12 protein-coding genes are annotated in these 16072 nt (G+C 52.5%); 4 read left to right on the forward strand and 8 right to left on the reverse strand.

Annotated elements, in window-relative coordinates:
- Positions 1 to 156: 156 nt before the first annotated feature.
- The 4 genes from JCM12308_RS00240 to JCM12308_RS00255 all read left to right on the forward strand — a co-directional run bounded on the left by JCM12308_RS00240 (position 157) and on the right by JCM12308_RS00255 (position 4266).
- Complete coding sequence (locus tag JCM12308_RS00240) at positions 157 to 942, forward strand: IclR family transcriptional regulator (protein ID WP_054782507.1); 786 nt, start codon at positions 157 to 159, stop codon at positions 940 to 942.
- 47 nt (positions 943 to 989) lie between these two features.
- Positions 990 to 2300 carry a methanethiol oxidase gene (gene mtoX, locus JCM12308_RS00245; protein WP_054782508.1) on the forward strand — a complete coding sequence of 437 codons (1311 nt, stop codon included), beginning with the start codon at positions 990 to 992 and terminating at the stop codon, positions 2298 to 2300.
- Between the two features lie 65 nt (positions 2301 to 2365).
- On the forward strand, positions 2366 to 3076 hold the full coding sequence (locus tag JCM12308_RS00250; RefSeq protein WP_054782509.1) for an SCO family protein: 711 nt from the start codon (positions 2366 to 2368) through the stop codon (positions 3074 to 3076).
- The gene (locus tag JCM12308_RS00255) at positions 3076 to 4266 is read left to right on the forward strand and encodes a cytochrome-c peroxidase (protein WP_054782510.1); all 1191 of its coding nucleotides are present in this window, start codon (positions 3076 to 3078) and stop codon (positions 4264 to 4266) included. The genes JCM12308_RS00250 and JCM12308_RS00255 overlap by 1 nt, the downstream gene beginning before the upstream one ends.
- Positions 4267 to 4296: 30 nt before the next feature.
- On the opposite strand, the gene JCM12308_RS28580 is transcribed toward JCM12308_RS00255, so the two are convergent.
- From JCM12308_RS28580 to JCM12308_RS00290, 8 genes are all read right to left on the reverse strand, one after another.
- On the reverse strand, positions 4297 to 7488 hold the full coding sequence (locus tag JCM12308_RS28580; protein WP_208978114.1) for a hypothetical protein: 3192 nt from the start codon (positions 7486 to 7488) through the stop codon (positions 4297 to 4299).
- A 161-nt stretch (positions 7489 to 7649) separates the two neighbouring features.
- A complete protein-coding gene (locus JCM12308_RS28585; RefSeq protein WP_208978115.1) occupies positions 7650 to 9503 on the reverse strand; it encodes a hypothetical protein in 1854 nt (617 codons plus the stop codon).
- Between the two features lie 346 nt (positions 9504 to 9849).
- The gene (locus JCM12308_RS00265; RefSeq protein ID WP_054782511.1) at positions 9850 to 10920 is read right to left on the reverse strand and encodes a Gfo/Idh/MocA family protein; all 1071 of its coding nucleotides are present in this window, start codon (positions 10918 to 10920) and stop codon (positions 9850 to 9852) included.
- Positions 10921 to 10931: 11 nt separating this feature from the next.
- The gene (locus JCM12308_RS00270; RefSeq protein ID WP_208608685.1) at positions 10932 to 11789 is read right to left on the reverse strand and encodes a sugar phosphate isomerase/epimerase family protein; all 858 of its coding nucleotides are present in this window, start codon (positions 11787 to 11789) and stop codon (positions 10932 to 10934) included.
- A gap of 11 nt (positions 11790 to 11800) precedes the next feature.
- Complete coding sequence (locus JCM12308_RS00275; protein WP_244271797.1) at positions 11801 to 13255, reverse strand: CehA/McbA family metallohydrolase; 1455 nt, start codon at positions 13253 to 13255, stop codon at positions 11801 to 11803.
- Positions 13218 to 14318, reverse strand: coding sequence for an ABC transporter ATP-binding protein (locus tag JCM12308_RS00280; RefSeq protein ID WP_054782513.1), 1101 nt, complete (start codon positions 14316 to 14318; stop codon positions 13218 to 13220). The genes JCM12308_RS00275 and JCM12308_RS00280 overlap by 38 nt, the downstream gene beginning before the upstream one ends.
- Positions 14319 to 14332: 14 nt before the next feature.
- Positions 14333 to 15163, reverse strand: coding sequence for a carbohydrate ABC transporter permease (locus JCM12308_RS00285; protein ID WP_008546842.1), 831 nt, complete (start codon positions 15161 to 15163; stop codon positions 14333 to 14335).
- Positions 15163 to 16071: a carbohydrate ABC transporter permease gene (locus JCM12308_RS00290; protein ID WP_008546241.1), complete on the reverse strand. Its 909-nt coding sequence runs from the start codon at positions 16069 to 16071 to the stop codon at positions 15163 to 15165. The genes JCM12308_RS00285 and JCM12308_RS00290 overlap by 1 nt, the downstream gene beginning before the upstream one ends.
- Position 16072: the final 1 nt, after the last annotated feature.

Raw genomic sequence — 16072 nt, forward strand, 5'->3', positions numbered from 1 at the left:
TCTGCCAGTTAAAGCCGCTTGCAAGTGAAACATCGTTTCACATGACTTCTGTTTTCACCTCACCCAGTTCAGGCGAATTGGACCCATGATTTCTTATGGGTTGCTGCAAAAAGTTTTCTCAGATTACGCTCAAAGCGTCCGAATTGTGAGATTTCTATGCAGGAACGATTGATACAGCTTCTGGAATCTGTCGCGGGGTCTGCCAAGCCTGTCAGTGCGAATGATCTTGCGCAGATGACGAAGCTGCCACGAGCAACGATTTATCGGAATCTCTCGTCCCTGCTGGACTGTGGTTTTCTGGATGAAGTGGATGATGGCAAGCGGTATGTTCTTGGCATCCGTTTTGTCAAAATCGCCCTGACCGGTAAATCGGATTCTCATGTTATCAAAGCTGTGATGGCTATGATCCATCGGCTGGTCATTGATATTGGCGAGACAGCCTTTCTGGCCCGTTATCGCGGAGGCCGTGTTGATCTCATTCATATTGAAACGCCGAGCGATCCAGCAATCCCCTACATCTATCCAGGACTTGGCATCAGGCCAGCCCATGCGTGCTCCTCAGCCAAAGCCATCGCTGCTTTCATATTGCCGGAGCTGCGCGAGGAGTTGCTGACTGGTGAGCCACACGGCTTTACTGCAAACACGCTGACAGACGCCTCTCAAATCGCGACGGAGTTGGAGCAAGTCCGGCGCTCTGGGTATGCGCTGTGCGATGGTGAGATCGAGGAAGGTGTTACCAGTGTTGCCGTTCCAATCAATGTGGACCGGCTTGGCTCCATCTTCAGTATGGGTGTTGTGGGCCCGACAAACCGGATCAAGACACACCTTCACAGCCGTATTCTGCCGATTTTGATGGAAGAGAACATCCGGGCGGCGGCAGCGATACAACATTGTTCAATTGTAGATGCAGAAAGAGTGCATTCAGAAGCTCTTGCAAACTAACCGGAGGCACAACGGAATACTCATTTATTGATTTTGGGGAGGATATTATGAATAGACGGGAATTTGTTGCGTTGGTTGCAGCTTCTGCGGCCATGACGGCTCCATTCAGAGCCTTTGCGGATGAGACCTGCCAGTCTCCGTACATGCCTAAGATTACAGGTCAGGAAGAGTTCGTTTATGTCTGGACACTGGGCGTGGAAGGCATGGGCGATGAGCAAGATAAACTGGTCACGGTTGACTTGCGCCCGGACTCGCCAACGCGTGGTCAGGTGATCAACAGCCTGTCCGTTGGTGGGCGCAATGAAGCGCATCACGGAGGGTTTTCAGCGGACCGCCGTTACTTCTGGACAGGTGGGCTAGACACCAACCGCATCTTTATCTTCGATGTGCACACAGATCCTTCAAAACCGACCCTGCACAAAACCATAGAGACGTTCGTCAAGGATTCTGGCGGTGTTGTTGGCCCACATACCTTCTTCGCCCTGCCCGGCAGTATGATGATCACCGGACTTTCCAATGATGATGATCATGGTGGGCGTACCGCACTGGTAGAGTACAATGATGCTGGCGACTATGTGGCGACCTACTGGATGCCGACGACTGCCAACATGCAAGGAGCCGTTGCCGTTGGGGATGCGGTTGCCGACGGGTATGGGTATGATATCCGAGCGCTGATCCGCAAGAACGTCATGCTGACCTCCTCCTTCACTGGCTGGTCCAACTATATGATGGACTTTGGTCAGATGCTGCAGGATGCTGATGCCATGAAGCGGTTCGGGAACACCATCGTGCAGTGGGACTTGCATACACGCCAGCCACGCAAAGTGTTCAATGTGCCGGGAGCTCCATTGGAGATCCGTTTCCCGTGGGGACCGAACGCAAACTATGCCTTCTCGACCACAGCGCTGACCTCCAAACTCTGGTTGATCTACGAGGACGAGGACGGCGAATGGCAGGCCAAGGATGTGGCGGACATTGGCAATCCGGCAGACATTCCACTACCCGTCGACATTTCCATTGCTGCTGACGACCAGACGCTTTGGGTCAACAGTTTCATGGATGGCAAGACCCGCCTCTTTGACATTTCCAACCCGCATAAACCTTTCCAGATTTACGAGAAAACCATCGACCGACAGGTCAACATGGTCAGCCAGAGCTGGGATGGCAAACGCGTATACTTCACCTCCTCTCTACTAGCCAACTGGGACAAAAAAGGTGATGATGACGTGCAGTATCTGAGGGCCTTTAGCTGGGATGGCAAAGAGCTCGTCGAAGACTTCAACATCGACTTTTACAAGCTTGGCCTTGGGCGCGCGCACATCATGCGTTTTGGCAGCTCAGAGCTTTATTCAAGCTAACTCAGGTTCGACACGGGGCGGCTTTCTCGCTGCCCCGTGCTTGGTTCATAAAGCTGGTCGGTGACATGCGTTTACTCAAAAAAATCCTTGCAGTGAGTTGTCTTGCTGCGGTTGTGCCCGTGCTTTGGTATGCAATGGTAACTAGTCAGGCTGCAGCCTCACGCCCCTTCGCGGCAGCCTTTAACGCCAGTGAAGAATTCCAGTTTGAACCACCTGCTCCAGGTTCTTATCGCCTGAACACATTCAAAGCAGCTCCTGATGGGCAGGTGCTCGATATTCATGGGGCATCCAAGAACCTGAGCGACCTCACGAGTGGCAAGATTAGTCTGGTGAGTTTCGTTTATCTCATGTGCGGTGATGTCAACGGTTGCCCGATTGCAATGTCCACGCTCTTTGAGATTTATGAGACCAGCGAGAAGCTTCCACGCCTTCGTGAAGATGTTCAACTGCTGACTATCAGCTTTGATCCTTCGCGCGATACGGTGGAGGCAATCAACTCCTTCGCTTACCCCATGCAGATTGATGAACATGCAGAGAAAAAGCTCCCCTGGCATGTGCTGACGACCTCCGGCATGGATGCCCTGCAGCCTATTCTGGATGGATATGGTCAGGTGGTTGACCGTTCTAACGATCAGGATGTGATCAATCACCTACTGCGGATGTATCTGGTTGATCGTCAAGGGAACATCCGCAACGTTTATGGATTGGGGACGATTGATCCACGCTTGCTGATCACGGATGTTGAGACACTTATGATGGAAGAAAGCAGGTCCTGATGCCGCGCTTCTCATTTTCATGCATCATGCTTGGTTTTCTGATTTCCTTGGGTAACACAGCCGCGCAACCGAGTTGTGAGGTTGATCCGGAAAGCTGGTCTAAGGCCGCTTTACAACGCTCTCTCTCCACTCCGCTCGGGCTTCCGCCCATTCCTCATCCGGCAGATAATCCACCAACGCGCGCGAAGATTGAGCTGGGCCGGAAGTTGTTTTTTGACCGGCGTTTATCTATCAACCGCACCATGTCCTGCGCCATGTGTCATGTGCCGGAGCAAGGGTTCACCAACTGGGAGCTGAGCACGGCGATCGGTGTTGAAGGGCGCAGCATCAAGCGAAACTCGCCCAGTATTCTCAACGTTGGGTATCTCAGCACTCTCTTTCATGATGGGCGCGATCCTTCGCTGGAAACCCAGTTCATCGGACCTCTTACAGCACGCAATGAAATGGCAAACCCATCGGCAGGTCATGTGGTCTCGCTGTTAAACAGCTTGCTTGAGTATAAGCCGTTGTTTGAGGATGCCTTTGGTGCGCATGCGTCTCTCGACCGGATAGGTATGGCTCTTGGCGCCTACCAGCGATCTGTGATGGCTGGAAACAGCCCCTTTGACCAATGGCACTTTGGTGGAAACGAGGCGGCTGTATCTGACGCAGCTAAACGTGGCTACGAAATTTTTACAGGTAAAGGCGGCTGCAGCGGTTGTCATTTGATTGAGGAGGAGTACGCTCTTTTCACAGATGATCAGTTTCACGACACCGGTTATGGCCAAATGCGCGAAAACGAGCGGCAAAACCCACCATCAAGCATCCCCGTACAGGTTGCACCGGGCGTTGTGCATCAGATGGACTTTTCAAAGGTGCTCTCCGTTAGTATAAAGCGGGAGGCGGATCTGGGACGTTATGAAGTCACTGAAGTCCCATTGGATCGCTGGAAGTTCCGTACCCCTACTTTGCGCAACCTCACAGTCACACCACCTTACATGCATGATGGGCACTTTAGTACACTGACCGAGGTCATCAGGTTTTACGATCAAGGCGGATCAGGCCTGCCCGGGCAGGATCCTCGAATACACCCGCTAAAGCTGACAGGCACTGAGAGAACTGATCTAGAGACGTTTCTGCGAAGTTTGACGTCGCCAGATCTGGATTGCCTGACCGCTGAAGCGAGAGTGGAGCAGCCCGATAATTATTAGGATCAGGCTGCATTTCTAACTCAATCCAGCTTACTTCTTCTTCCGCTTCAACATGTCTTTCAGCTTCTGGCGCCTAGAGACGTGGCGGCCGAGGATTTTTTCAAGGTTGCCTACGTGTGCACGTAAGGTGTCCATTTCGTATTTGACTTTGCGGATGTTTTTATCCCTCAACAAACGAGCTATGTTGAACACAGATACACTTGCTGCGTTGTAACCTTTATCAAACTCAGCCAAATCTTTCTCATCGCTAACCGTATTACGTTTAAGATGGATAAGACTGAGTTCCTTACCAATTTCATCAAGCTCTTTCTCATAACCAGGTACGAGTTGAGAGGTAGCCGCTCCTAGCTTGTGAGCATCGTGCAATGTGTCCAGAACGATTTTTAAATCCTCTATACTATTTTCGCCCTCTTCAAACTTGGCATTCGCGAGCTGGTCCTTTGCTGCAGCAACGTGTTCTTCGGCTTTCTGCAGGATCATGCCGTAAAACTCGGCATCAGAAGCATCCAGTACATCCTTGGCATTTGCTTTTGCAGTTTCCAGAAGTTGATCAGTTGCTGATATTGCATCTTGAAGGCTGGCTCTCTTTTCCTCTTCATCAGGTTCAAAGCTGTCCTCACGTTCCAGCCCCAGTTCCTGTGCCAGTTCTTCTGATGGCTTGACCATTACTTCACCTGCTTTGGTCGCTTCGTTTTCAGGGCCAGACTTTTTCTTTCCGGATCTGCGCTTAGGCCCTTTTGCGCCTTGTTTGTCGAGAATTTCCTCCATTTTATCGAGGAAGTATTGCAGCGTGTTCAGTGAGGCTTGAGCGCGCCTGATTTCGCCTTTGAGAAGGAAGTCTTTCGCTTCCAATGCGGTACGGACTCCGATGGAATGATACTTGCCGTAGTTTGCGGCATCCTCTTCATTTTTTATGGTATCGCGCAATTTTTCCATATCGGCGAGGTCTGTTGTTACATCCTCGATTTCCTGTTCAAACTCAGGAACTCGATCCGCAATCGCAACGCCAGAATCATGTCTTGTCTGCAGAGCATCATTTATGACCCGAAGAGCAAACAGCTCAAACTCGGCCTTTTCGTAGTCGCCCTCATCCATCAACCGCTGTGCCTCTTCGGCATGCTCTTCGCCGCGCACTTGCATGGCCGCGAAGACTTCCTTGTCCATACCATCCTTGATGTCTTCTTTCATGGCCTCAAACTCGGCTAGTTTTTCCTTGTTCTGCTTGACTGCAGTGCCAAGTTTTTCAGGATCCTTAGATAGAGGGACAGCTTCCTGAAGAAGTTCAAGCAAGCGATCCTGTTGCCGCAGAATGTATGCGCTTTCCTTATCTGGTCCGAAACGATCACCTAGATTTACAAGATCAAGTGCACGCTCGATTGCCTGAATTGCTGAACGCTCACAGTCATCAAAATTTGCGGCAAGATGTTTGATGTTCTCCAGTTCCGGGCGCCGTTTCACAGTCTCTGCAATCTGCTGTCGATAGGTTTCAAACCCTTCTGCAAAGCTAGCTTTTGCATCTTCAAACAAGCCAGCGTAACGTTCCTGCTCGTCTTCAACCGCTTTTACTGCGGTGCCTACCAAAACGTTGAGGTCCCGAGCTTCGAGGTGATCTTTTCTTTGAAGAGCTCCTCTCATTTGTTCAATCAAACCCTTAGCTTCATTGTAGCTTGTGTCGAAATCGGCAAAATCCAGGCCCCAATCGGCATATTTGTCAAGGCTGAGACTCAAGTTATCGATGCGCTTCTGATGCAAATCGGCCCTTTGGTTCAGGCCCTTCAGCTGAGAATTGATGAGCTGCTCACTGACAGTGCGTATCCCCTCCATTGATTTATAGTAATTCCGCGCATCCGTTAGCAGCGCCCTCATCTTTTCAGTAACCGCTTCGATATCCGCGCGTTCCACGCCTTGGGGGATCTTGTGTAACTCTTCTACGCTTTGCTTTAAGCCTTCAAAGTACTGGTTGAATATGTCCTCATATTCCCCCCTACAGAAAGGAAGCCATTTTTCGTAGGATGCGGGGGCAACTTCGGCCAGTTTGTCGGCATCCTCTAAAATCTTATCCCTTCGCATCTGGAAAACAGTCATCTCGGCAAGACCTTGTGCTTGATCTTCCAGTTCTGCGTTGGCCAGAGCGATGCCTGCATCGGCAAGAACATCTAACAGCTTGTTGTTAACCTCCCTGATTATTAGGAGTTCAGCTGTCGCAGCTTTGCCGGCCTCTGATTTGACAAGTTCATCGACTGTCTTGAATCTGTTGAGGATATCAGCTTCTAAGCCATCATAGAGTTTCTTCAGATCCGGGAAGTTTGCTACATTTTCCCTTTGATTGGACGCGCTCATATAATCGGATTGAACATCTGCATATAGAAGCACGAGTGCGTTGTGCTCGATTACCCTTTGAGTCAACGCCAGATCACCGCTCTTGAGGAACTCCTGACGATAGGTTTCGGCTTTGTCCAGACACTCTCTACCAGTCGCAACATCTTGATTTTCAATAGCAACCTTCAGTTCAGCAATATTATCCAATGCTGCGAGGTAAGCGGCATCAAAGGTGGTGAGATCGACATCCCATCCGCGGACGTACTCGTGGATTTTGTAAATGCCTTCGACAGCAGCAAGATAGTACTTTGCACCTGCTGAGAGACCGGAGAGCTCGGATGTCATGATTTGCTTGCTGACATCGAAGGCGTTTTGCATTTCCCGGTAGGCTTTTTTGGCTTCTGAGAGAGGTTCTCTTGCGCTGGCGAGGAAGAGTTCCTGGTTTTCTCTCATTTTCGGACCAGGTGTTGTCATCTTGCCGGCGTTGAGTGTCCAGTCGGTTGCGTCGCTGAGGCTGGAGTTGGCTTGTTCGAAGGCGGTCTGGAAGCGTTGCAGATAGTCGCCAGTGCAGAAGCGTTCCCAAACTTTATACCCCTCCTTAACAGCGGTTTTCATCTGCTTGATCTCGTCAAGCAGCAGTTTCAACTCACTGGCAAACAACACAAGATCTTCCTGGTCCTGTTTTTTCGCCAGCTGCTCCTCAGTGGGGTTGTCCTCGATGATTACCCATTCAGATTCATCTAGCTGACTGCCTTCTTGCTGCATTGGTTGTGGTGGGTTGGTGAGGAAGCCGTTGAGGTTTGTCATGGCTTGCTTCAGATCAGCAAGCGCACTTAAGGCATTGGTGATGCGGCCTTGATTGATGTAATCCAGCGCTTCGTTTACGTAGTCTGTGGCCACCATTTTGTAGCTGAGGAACTCCCCGCGGAGCTCTTCATTTACGATAGCTTTGGCAACGTTTTCAAAGGATTGGACCTTATCAGCTGCCTCTTTTACCTCCAGCTTAAGCTGCTCAACTTTTGCTGCGGTTTGAACGCCTCTTTCGTAGGCTATTTCGAGGCCGCTCAGGGCGATGTTGGAGTTGTCGATCGCATCATCGGCTTCCTCAAATTTCTTGCGTTTGAAGAGGATTTCGGCCTGATTGGCGTAGCAGCGGCTCTTTCGTATAGATTATCGAAAATCGCTTCTTCTTCTTTGTCCTTAAAGACGTCATCGCGATCATTGAAGTAGGCGATATCTTCGCGCAGCTTGTCCAGTGTCTGGGCGAACAGCTCTGCGTTCTCTTCCTTGGTGGCTGCGGTTTTGACCGTATTAAGGTATTGAAGTTTCTTCACTTCTCTCTGCAGCTCGGGCACGGCTGCCTGCCCATAGGCGATTTCCTGATTGGCTTCGCTCAGGTTTTCCTTTGCGATGGCCGTTTCCGCCTGACTGATGTGATTTTCCACTTCACCGACGACCAGATCAAACTTCTCCAGATACCGAATGTTTCTGTCATCTGTCTCAGCGAGTTTTACATACTCCTGACGGCGGGCAATCATTGGTGCCACTTGTCTTTGCAAGAGAGAAAGCTGTTCTGCTGCAATATCAATGGCAGACTGGGCCTCAATAGTGAGACCGCGCATGGCAGACAGATTATGTTGGGCGCGTATGAGCTTGGTTTCAGCCGCCGAGACATCTCCTGTAAGGAGATCATTTTGCGCTTCTGCAATGGCGGCACGAGTAGACTTATCCGCGTCTTTAAACTGCGGCAGCAGGCCGTTGCTTCCCTTGATGAGGTCTTCCTGAGTGAGCAGTTCATCTGCTTTTCTGGTCAGCTCAATTGCATCACCCAAAAGCACCTTCACTTCACTTTGGTTGCCGCCTTCATCCTGAGAGGTTTCAGGCGCAGATGCCAGGCTTTGGAGCATAACCTGCTGGAGCGTACTGAAGTGAGCCTCAGCGCTTTCTATGGCTTTGACAGCCTCAACACCCTTGCCAGCGGATGCAGAGACAGACGCCTGCTTACAGTCCGCTACGACAGCATCGTGCTCTCTTTCAAAGTCAGCCAACACTTTGGGATCATGTTCGATTTCAGTTTTGCGCGCACCGAGCTCAGCTGTTGCAGTTTCCGTCGCCTGAACCCTGTCTTCGACGTCTTTTTTCGCTTCTTCCACCTGCGTTTGCGCTTTGGCCAGCACTTCTCTGAGGATTGCAAGATTGTTGGAGGCAGCGAGCATATTTTGCTTCGCAGTCGCGACGCTGCCGCCATTCAGTGCTTTGTTCAGCTCTGTTATGCGGTCACAGGTTTGCTCATGGACATCGTCCAACCTTGTTAGATCAACACCCCAGGCTTCTGCCGGTGTACGCTGCTTGTGCAGGTCATCTGCTTTCTTCTGAAGTTCAGCAGATAGTCCCTTCATGCCTTCAACGCTGATCTCCTGACCTTCTTTGAAGTTGGTCTGCATGATCCGGAGGTATTCTTCCCCGCGATCCATGAAGGCCTGCATTTTATCGAGATCGACAAAGCCTTTTTTGTCCGGCTTGTTCATGATCTCATTGGCTTGCCTGATGTTGGCTTCTGCCAACTGTTTGGCATCATCAAGGACTTTTTTCGTGACGTCCTCAATGAACACGTCACTGCGTCTGCCTGCTATATGTACAGCTTTAGCAAGCGCCTTTAAGTGCCTGCTTGTTTTAGATAATTCTTTTTGGTGAAGTGCTTTTTGTGCTGCAAGATCTTTTGGATCGGGCTGCTCTGCAGCAGCTTTTGGCGGAGTTTCCTGAGTTTCGGGGGCAGCTGTTTTGTCGTGCCCATTTTCGCTGTCTGATACCTGCTCGTCTTCCGGCACATCAAACTCGACATTGTATCCAACTTTGATTGCTTTCAGGACTTCATGTGCCCAGTTTTCGTGCTCTTGAGGGAGATCATTCTCAGGCATTTGGAAACTCCGAAGTTCGGGGAAACTGCTGTTTCACACTCTAGTCGCGCTGCGCATAATTATGCGTTGCTGCACTTCGGATATGGGAAAATTCAAGTCTTTCGCTGAAAAATGCGTTGCTGATACTTGATTAAGTTAAGGTAAGTTTAGATCCAGTGTGAATCTGTATTTGAGGCAAGATTTATATACGCAAATCAGAGCAGGCTTTAAATCAGGAGCTGATAGAAAAATGGTTTTGCGTTGGTTTGCGTTGAAATGTGGACGCATTGCCCCGGAGAAGAGCCAACATTCCTGATAAATTGAATCAGGAATGTCATATAACTCATTGATATAGCGCCTTATATATTCAATCTTCACCTAAGAATTTTTGCCCAACTTCAGCAAAAAGGTTCAGGTCGTTTGCTGCGTCGGTTAGCGTTGTTTTGTATGACGCTCCGTCGGTGACTGCTTTGTAGAACGCATCGAGCTCAATGCGGAATGGATCCTCATAGGATGGGCCTATCACCTCTGTGATGGTCTGCTCATCGGTTGAGCGGGTGATACTGAGCTGTGTCGGCAGGTTACGGATGTACGGTGTGTCATAGGTGGCGTGGTACCGTTCGCTCTGTGTGAGCACTTCGATGCCTGCATCAAATTCAGCAATATCGGAAATGACAGCTTCGTACATTGCTGTGAAGTGACCGTAGTCAAACAGGACCATGACCGTCTCACCGCCGTGCTGTTTGGCGTAGCTGACGGACTTTGGCAGGCCGAGCAACTCGCGCATGGCGGAGAAGCTGTGGGAGGACAGGCCCGTGAGCACCTGATAGGCGCGGAGCTGATCCTTTGTGGCGTCCTCTCCCATTATGTCCCGGAGCATGGCTGTAGTGCGTTGCTGACCGTCCACAATCACCTCTTGCGGTACATCCTTGCCTCGGACCACTGGTCGTGTCTGGCGGGTGAAGTATGGCGCTTCGCGGATGATGTCGCGGATACGGACGTGGCGGATGTTTTCTAGGTCTGGCATGCGCTCTTTCAGAGCCAGGAAGCTGCGGGAGTAACGGCGCATGTAGCCGACGAACACGACGCTGCTGCACTGCTTCTGTTCTTTCAGCAGTGCCGGAATCTGATGCTTGTTGAGGCAGACCGGCTTTTCGATGAAGACGTGCTTGCCAGCTTTCATGGCTTCGGTCAGCAGGTCTGCGTGCAGGTGATCAGGCGTCAGGATAAAAACAGCATCCAATGACGGATCGGCAATCAGATCAGAGGCGGCTGCGTAGCGTTTCTCGACGTTGTAGCGCTGGCCCACATACTCCATCAGCTCCTCAGAAACATCGCTGATGGCTGCAATGGTGAAGCGTTGATCGTCAGCCAGCAATGGCAGGTGCATCAGCTGCGCGACTTCGCCCAGCCCAATAATTCCAACGGACAGTGACATTGTTGTTTTCCTTAGGCTTGGCTCATTGCAGCGATGTAGGAGTAATTGCGGCGGGCCAGTTCCAGCGGTGTTTCCGTTGCATCCTCTGCAACGTCCTGCTCCACAACAACTGGCCCCTGGAAATCCTTTGCCCGTAGGAAATCCATAACAGCCGCAATTTCAACGGCCCCTTCTGCAAGCGGACACATGACGCCAGCAGCCAGAGACTCCTGAACACTGATTTCGCCAGAAAGAACGCGGGCGCAGACATTTGGGTCCACGTTCTTCAGGTGCATATAGTCGATGCGATCCCAGACACGTTGCATATAGGCCAGAGGATCCTGATCCCAGAACGCATGATGGCCGGTGTCGAGACACAGGTTCAGCGGGGTGTTTTTGAGCAGATCGTCGATCTGTGCTTCCAGTTCCACGCATGTGCCGATGTGTGGGTGGAAACTCAGCGCGATGCCGAAGGTTTCAGCCAGCATGGCATGGGCTTTGGTGAGGTCTGCATACATCTGCTGACGTGCGTCAGGTGTGATCATGCCCAGTTGGCCAGATGGGTAGACGTTGCTTTCGTCCATCACCACAAGATGCTTGGCACCCAGTGATGCCAGAAGCTCGCCCTGCGCCTGCATATCCGCATGGAACTTGCCACTGGTTTCAATTAGAGAGAACGTGTGCACGTGGGTGGCACCGATCAGGGTCAGGTTGCGCTTTGCCAGCATGGCCTTCAGCTGGTCTGCGTCTTTTGGCAGGTATCCCAATGGCCCGAGCTCGGTCCCTCGGTAGCCTGCGCTTGCGACCTGATCTAAATATTCATCTGGCGTGTATGCGTTGCCAGTCGGGTAGCAAATTCCCCATGAACACGGTGCATTCCCAATCAACATGCCGTGCTGTCCTATTCCGTTTTTATGTATATTGGATTGGAAAGAGCCCGGATGATGGGCTGTTCCCGTATCTCTTCCTCAGACAATCCCAGAGGAAGTTTTTTGCCTTTGAAGGCTCCCAGAAACTCTTCAAGTAAATCCTGATGGTTCGCCTTGGCGACAATCTCGGCACGCAGGAACCCTGTTACCGGCTCATTGAAAGAGAGCTGCACTGTATCGCCGGAAATGAGCACTTCCTGACGGCATCCGCTCGCATCCACCCAACGCAACAGATCGCCATTGGCGCCCTCCACATGAACGGAGAAGCTTGCCGTATCTGCCGAGACCTCCTCGCCCATGCGGGCCATGCCGGAGGTGAGAGACAGGTGTGGGCCGTCCGGGCCTTCGGTCACGTAGCCTAGGCCTGCTTTCATGGCATCCAGAACGGCTTGTTCACTGAGCTCTTCCAGCCAGAGCACTGTTGTCGGGCGGGCCAGCACCAGCGGGCCTTCCGGCAGTAGCCTATCCGGCTGATGGAAGTCGCTGCCACCAATCAGCGAGACGCGGAGGCCATCACTCAGGCGTTTCTGGTAGCGGGCCAGAGAGACCCAGTTGTACATGAGCCATGCAGATTGCCAGACTTCCATGCAGTCGGTTTCCGGCAGCTCATAGGTCCAGTCGATGGGCGGTTTATCATGGTTGATGGAGAACAGACCGCCGCGATCGTGGGCCGCTTTGGCGACGATATGGGCGTGGTCTGGCTGCGTCATGCGGAAGTCGAGCCAGTCATCTATGCCGAACACATTGGCGTGGCCGACGGCTGTGGTGACTTCCATGCCGCGCACGAACACCAGATCCTCAGAGGACTGCGGATGGAAGTATCTGCGCTGGGTCGTGGTGTTGTGATCTGCAACTGCCAGAAAATCCAATCCCGCCTGTTTAGCAGCTGCATGGAGCAGCTCAGGTCCGCCGCGTGCATCGGAATGGAAGGTATGGCAGTGCAGATCTCCCTTGTACCACCCTGCCCCTTGTCGCACCGGATTTGGCGTGACGGGCTGTGGCGCAATCTTTCTGGGTGTCTGATCAAAGGAAATGGTGAGTTCTACATCCGCGCCGGTTTCCGGCACCTTGTAGAGGCCAAGGATGATTTGCCAGGTGCCCGGCTCTATCTTGCCATGCACGTAACCCGGTGTGGCGTCATCCAGTGCGATAAAGAAGCTGTCGCGGGCGCCCCCGCTCCAGCCACGAAACCCTGAGCTTGCCGGAAACGGCGTGATGTCAGGGTCAAGGCATCCAAGATCAATGATGCAATCTTCAGCCTTGGGGTATTCCAGTGACACGTCAAAGCGTGTCGTGCCTTCGGGCACCTCAAATTCCAGATAGAAGTACGGATCAGCTGCCTGATCCGCCTTCGTGATGTGCTTGTGGAGCTTGAGGTGGTCCAGCGTTTCACTCATCATCAAGCGCCAGTCTGTTTCCGTCTGCATCAAACAGGGTGATGTGCTTGCTTGAGAAGCCAAGCGCCACGTCTTCGGTCAAAATGATGTCGTCATCGGTGAAGATACGGGCGGTGAAGCGAGCTGCATCAGGACGTTCAATGGTGACAAGCTTTTCGGCGCCCATGTTCTCGTTGGCAAACAGTTTGCCGCGCACCACGTTTTCCGCTTCTGCCGTTGCGCGCAAGTGTTCCGGACGCACACCCATGGTGATCTTCGGATTGACTGCGACGGCTTCTGCGAAGGAGCGCTGCATCGGGATATCCGCAACTTCCAGCCCCTCTGCGCGGACTTTGAGCACATTGTCAGCAACCATTGCTTCCACTGGCAGCAGGTTCATGGGCGGGTTGCCGACGAAGTTTGCCACGAATGTGGTTGCTGGCTTGCGGTAAATCTCCATCGGGGTAGCAAACTGTACGATACGGCCTTGATCCATCACGGCCACACGGGTTGCCAGCGCCATGGCTTCGGCCTGATCGTGGGTCACGTAGACGGAGGTCATGCCCATGCTGTGCTGCAGGTGATGCAGGAAGCCGCGGGCCTCCAGACGCAGTTTGGCGTCCAGATTGGAGAGTGGCTCGTCGAACAGATAGACCTGGCTTGGGTTGACCAGTGCGCGCGCCAGAGAGGTACGCTGCTGCTGACCACCGGAGATCTGGGCTGGCAAGCGATCCAGCAGGTGGCCGATTTTCAGCACGTCTGCCACTTCCTGTGCGCGTTCACCGCGTGTTGCCTCGTTCTCCCCGCGCACCTTGAGTGGGTACGAGATGTTGTCGGAGATGTTCATGTGCGGATAGAGGGCGTAGTCCTGAAACACCATGGAGATCTTACGATCACGCGGATGCAGGGCTGTGACGTCCCGATCGCCGATGTAAATGCGGCCTGAGGTTGGGGTTTCCAGGCCGGCGATCATGCGCAGGCTGGTGGTTTTGCCGCAACCGGATGGGCCGAGCAGGCAGATGAACTCGCCATCATTGATCTCAAAAGTCGCGTTTGAGACAGCATTGAAGTCGCCGAAAGATTTGGTGACGTTTTGGAATGAAATAGAAGCCATTTTTGTTCTTTCGATTATGCCTTGATGCCGCCAAAGAACCGGAAACCGAACTTCCAGTTTACGAACAGATAGAGAGAGATGACCGGGAACGAGTAGATCAGCGCATAAGCTGCAAGCAGCGTCACGATTGGGGTGCCTGCTTCTGAATAGAAGGAGTAGATCGCGACAGAGGCTGGCATCAGCTCGTCAGAGCGCAGCAGGATGAACGGGATCAGGAAGCTGCCCCAGATGTTCACGAAGGCCCAGACCACCACAACCACGATGCCTGGACGGATGACTGGCAATGCCACATCGCGGAAGGCCTGCATGGAGGAGGCTCCGGCAACCATGGCGCTTTCCTCGTAGGATTTCGGGATACCATCGATGAAGTCGCGCAGGATAAACATGGCGGTTGGCAGCAGGCCACCTGCAAACACCAGAATGACGGCGATGTGGGTGTCGATCAGGCCAAGGCTGGAGATGATCAGGAAGATCGGCACCATAGCCGCACTACCGGACACCACGGAGGAGAACAACAGCAGGATGTAGGTGATGCTCTTTTTGCCCGGCACGTCAGAACGAGACAGCGCGTAGGCAGCCAGTGTTGCGGAGATACCAACGAGAACAACACCGCCTACACTTTGAATGAAGGAGTTGAGCAGGCCGCGCATGGCGAACTTGTTTTCAAACACCGTGTAGAAGTTCTGCAGCGTGAAGACCGCCGGGATCTCAAGGCCAAGCTCTGCCCGCGCGTTAAATGGTGCGAACAGGAACCACAGCAGTGGCAAGGCAAATGCGATGCCGATTATGGCGGTGAGAACAGAGAAGCTGATGCGGGACAGCATTTGATGGAATGAGAGTGTCATTATGCTGTTCCTTTGTTCTTCTGCTTGGCGATGCGCAGATAAACAAGCGCGAAGGCCAGATTGATCAGCATGATCACCACGCCCACGGCTGCGCCTTTACCGAACTCGAAGTCCTTGAAGGCCACACGGTAGGTGTAGATGGAGAGCAGCTCTGTGCGGTAGGACGGGCCACCGTTGGTGAGCAGGAACGGTGTGAACACGTTGAACGTCCACATGGTGATGAGGATCAGATCAGTGACCACATGGCCTTTGATCAGCGGCAGTGCAATGTCCTTGAACTTCTGGAAGGAGGTTGCGCCTGCAACGTCTGCAGCCTGGAAATAGCTTGGCGGAATGGAGGAGAACGCGGAGTTGAACAGCATCATAGAGAACGCTGCGCCGCGCCAGGTGTTGAAGAAGACGATCACCCAGAACGGATTTTCCAGCAGCCAGTCTCCGGGTTCCAGTCCCAGCGATGTGACCAGCATATTGAGCGTGCCATTGTCGTAATCAAGGAAGGCGAACCACGCAAAGCCGATGACCACTTCGGGCAGGATCCAAGCAACGATAACGGCGGATTCTGAGAAGACCTTCACATATTTAGGTGTGGACTGGAGCAGCCATGCGAGCACCATGCCGAGCAGCGCCTGCCCGACAAGAGCGGAGAGCAACACGAACTGGATGGTCAGGATGAGGGAGAAGCCGAACTGACCACGGGTGAAGAACGTGCTCATGTTGAACAGGGCTATGTAGTTATCAAACCCGACGAATTCAGGATTGAGCGCCGTTTTTCCGAGCAGAGTTCTGTTGGTGAAGGAGACAAAGATGACCCAGAAAAACGGGACAATCACAAACGCTCCGACAAGGGCTGCTGCAGGGGAGAAAAACAGCGCTCCCGCGCGCGCAGACAACAATGAGAAGTTCTTCAAA

It is taken from the genome of Pseudovibrio denitrificans JCM 12308 (assembly GCF_001310815.1).
Taxonomy (GTDB): Bacteria; Pseudomonadota; Alphaproteobacteria; order Rhizobiales; family Stappiaceae; genus Pseudovibrio; species Pseudovibrio denitrificans.

What these genes read in the sequence shown, in the direction of transcription:
- JCM12308_RS00240 (WP_054782507.1), top strand. Translation starts at nt 157, where the DNA reads ATGCAGGAACGATTGATACAGCTTCTGGAATCTGTCGCGGGGTCTGCC.
- mtoX (WP_054782508.1), top strand. Translation starts at nt 990, where the DNA reads ATGAATAGACGGGAATTTGTTGCGTTGGTTGCAGCTTCTGCGGCCATG.
- JCM12308_RS00250 (WP_054782509.1), top strand. Translation starts at nt 2,366, where the DNA reads ATGCGTTTACTCAAAAAAATCCTTGCAGTGAGTTGTCTTGCTGCGGTT.
- JCM12308_RS00255 (WP_054782510.1), top strand. Translation starts at nt 3,076, where the DNA reads ATGCCGCGCTTCTCATTTTCATGCATCATGCTTGGTTTTCTGATTTCC.
- JCM12308_RS28580 (WP_208978114.1), bottom strand. Translation starts at nt 7,488, where the DNA reads ATGGTGGCCACAGACTACGTAAACGAAGCGCTGGATTACATCAATCAA.
- JCM12308_RS28585 (WP_208978115.1), bottom strand. Translation starts at nt 9,503, where the DNA reads ATGCCTGAGAATGATCTCCCTCAAGAGCACGAAAACTGGGCACATGAA.
- JCM12308_RS00265 (WP_054782511.1), bottom strand. Translation starts at nt 10,920, where the DNA reads ATGTCACTGTCCGTTGGAATTATTGGGCTGGGCGAAGTCGCGCAGCTG.
- JCM12308_RS00270 (WP_208608685.1), bottom strand. Translation starts at nt 11,789, where the DNA reads ATGTTGATTGGGAATGCACCGTGTTCATGGGGAATTTGCTACCCGACT.
- JCM12308_RS00275 (WP_244271797.1), bottom strand. Translation starts at nt 13,255, where the DNA reads ATGCAGACGGAAACAGACTGGCGCTTGATGATGAGTGAAACGCTGGAC.
- JCM12308_RS00280 (WP_054782513.1), bottom strand. Translation starts at nt 14,318, where the DNA reads ATGGCTTCTATTTCATTCCAAAACGTCACCAAATCTTTCGGCGACTTC.
- JCM12308_RS00285 (WP_008546842.1), bottom strand. Translation starts at nt 15,163, where the DNA reads ATGACACTCTCATTCCATCAAATGCTGTCCCGCATCAGCTTCTCTGTT.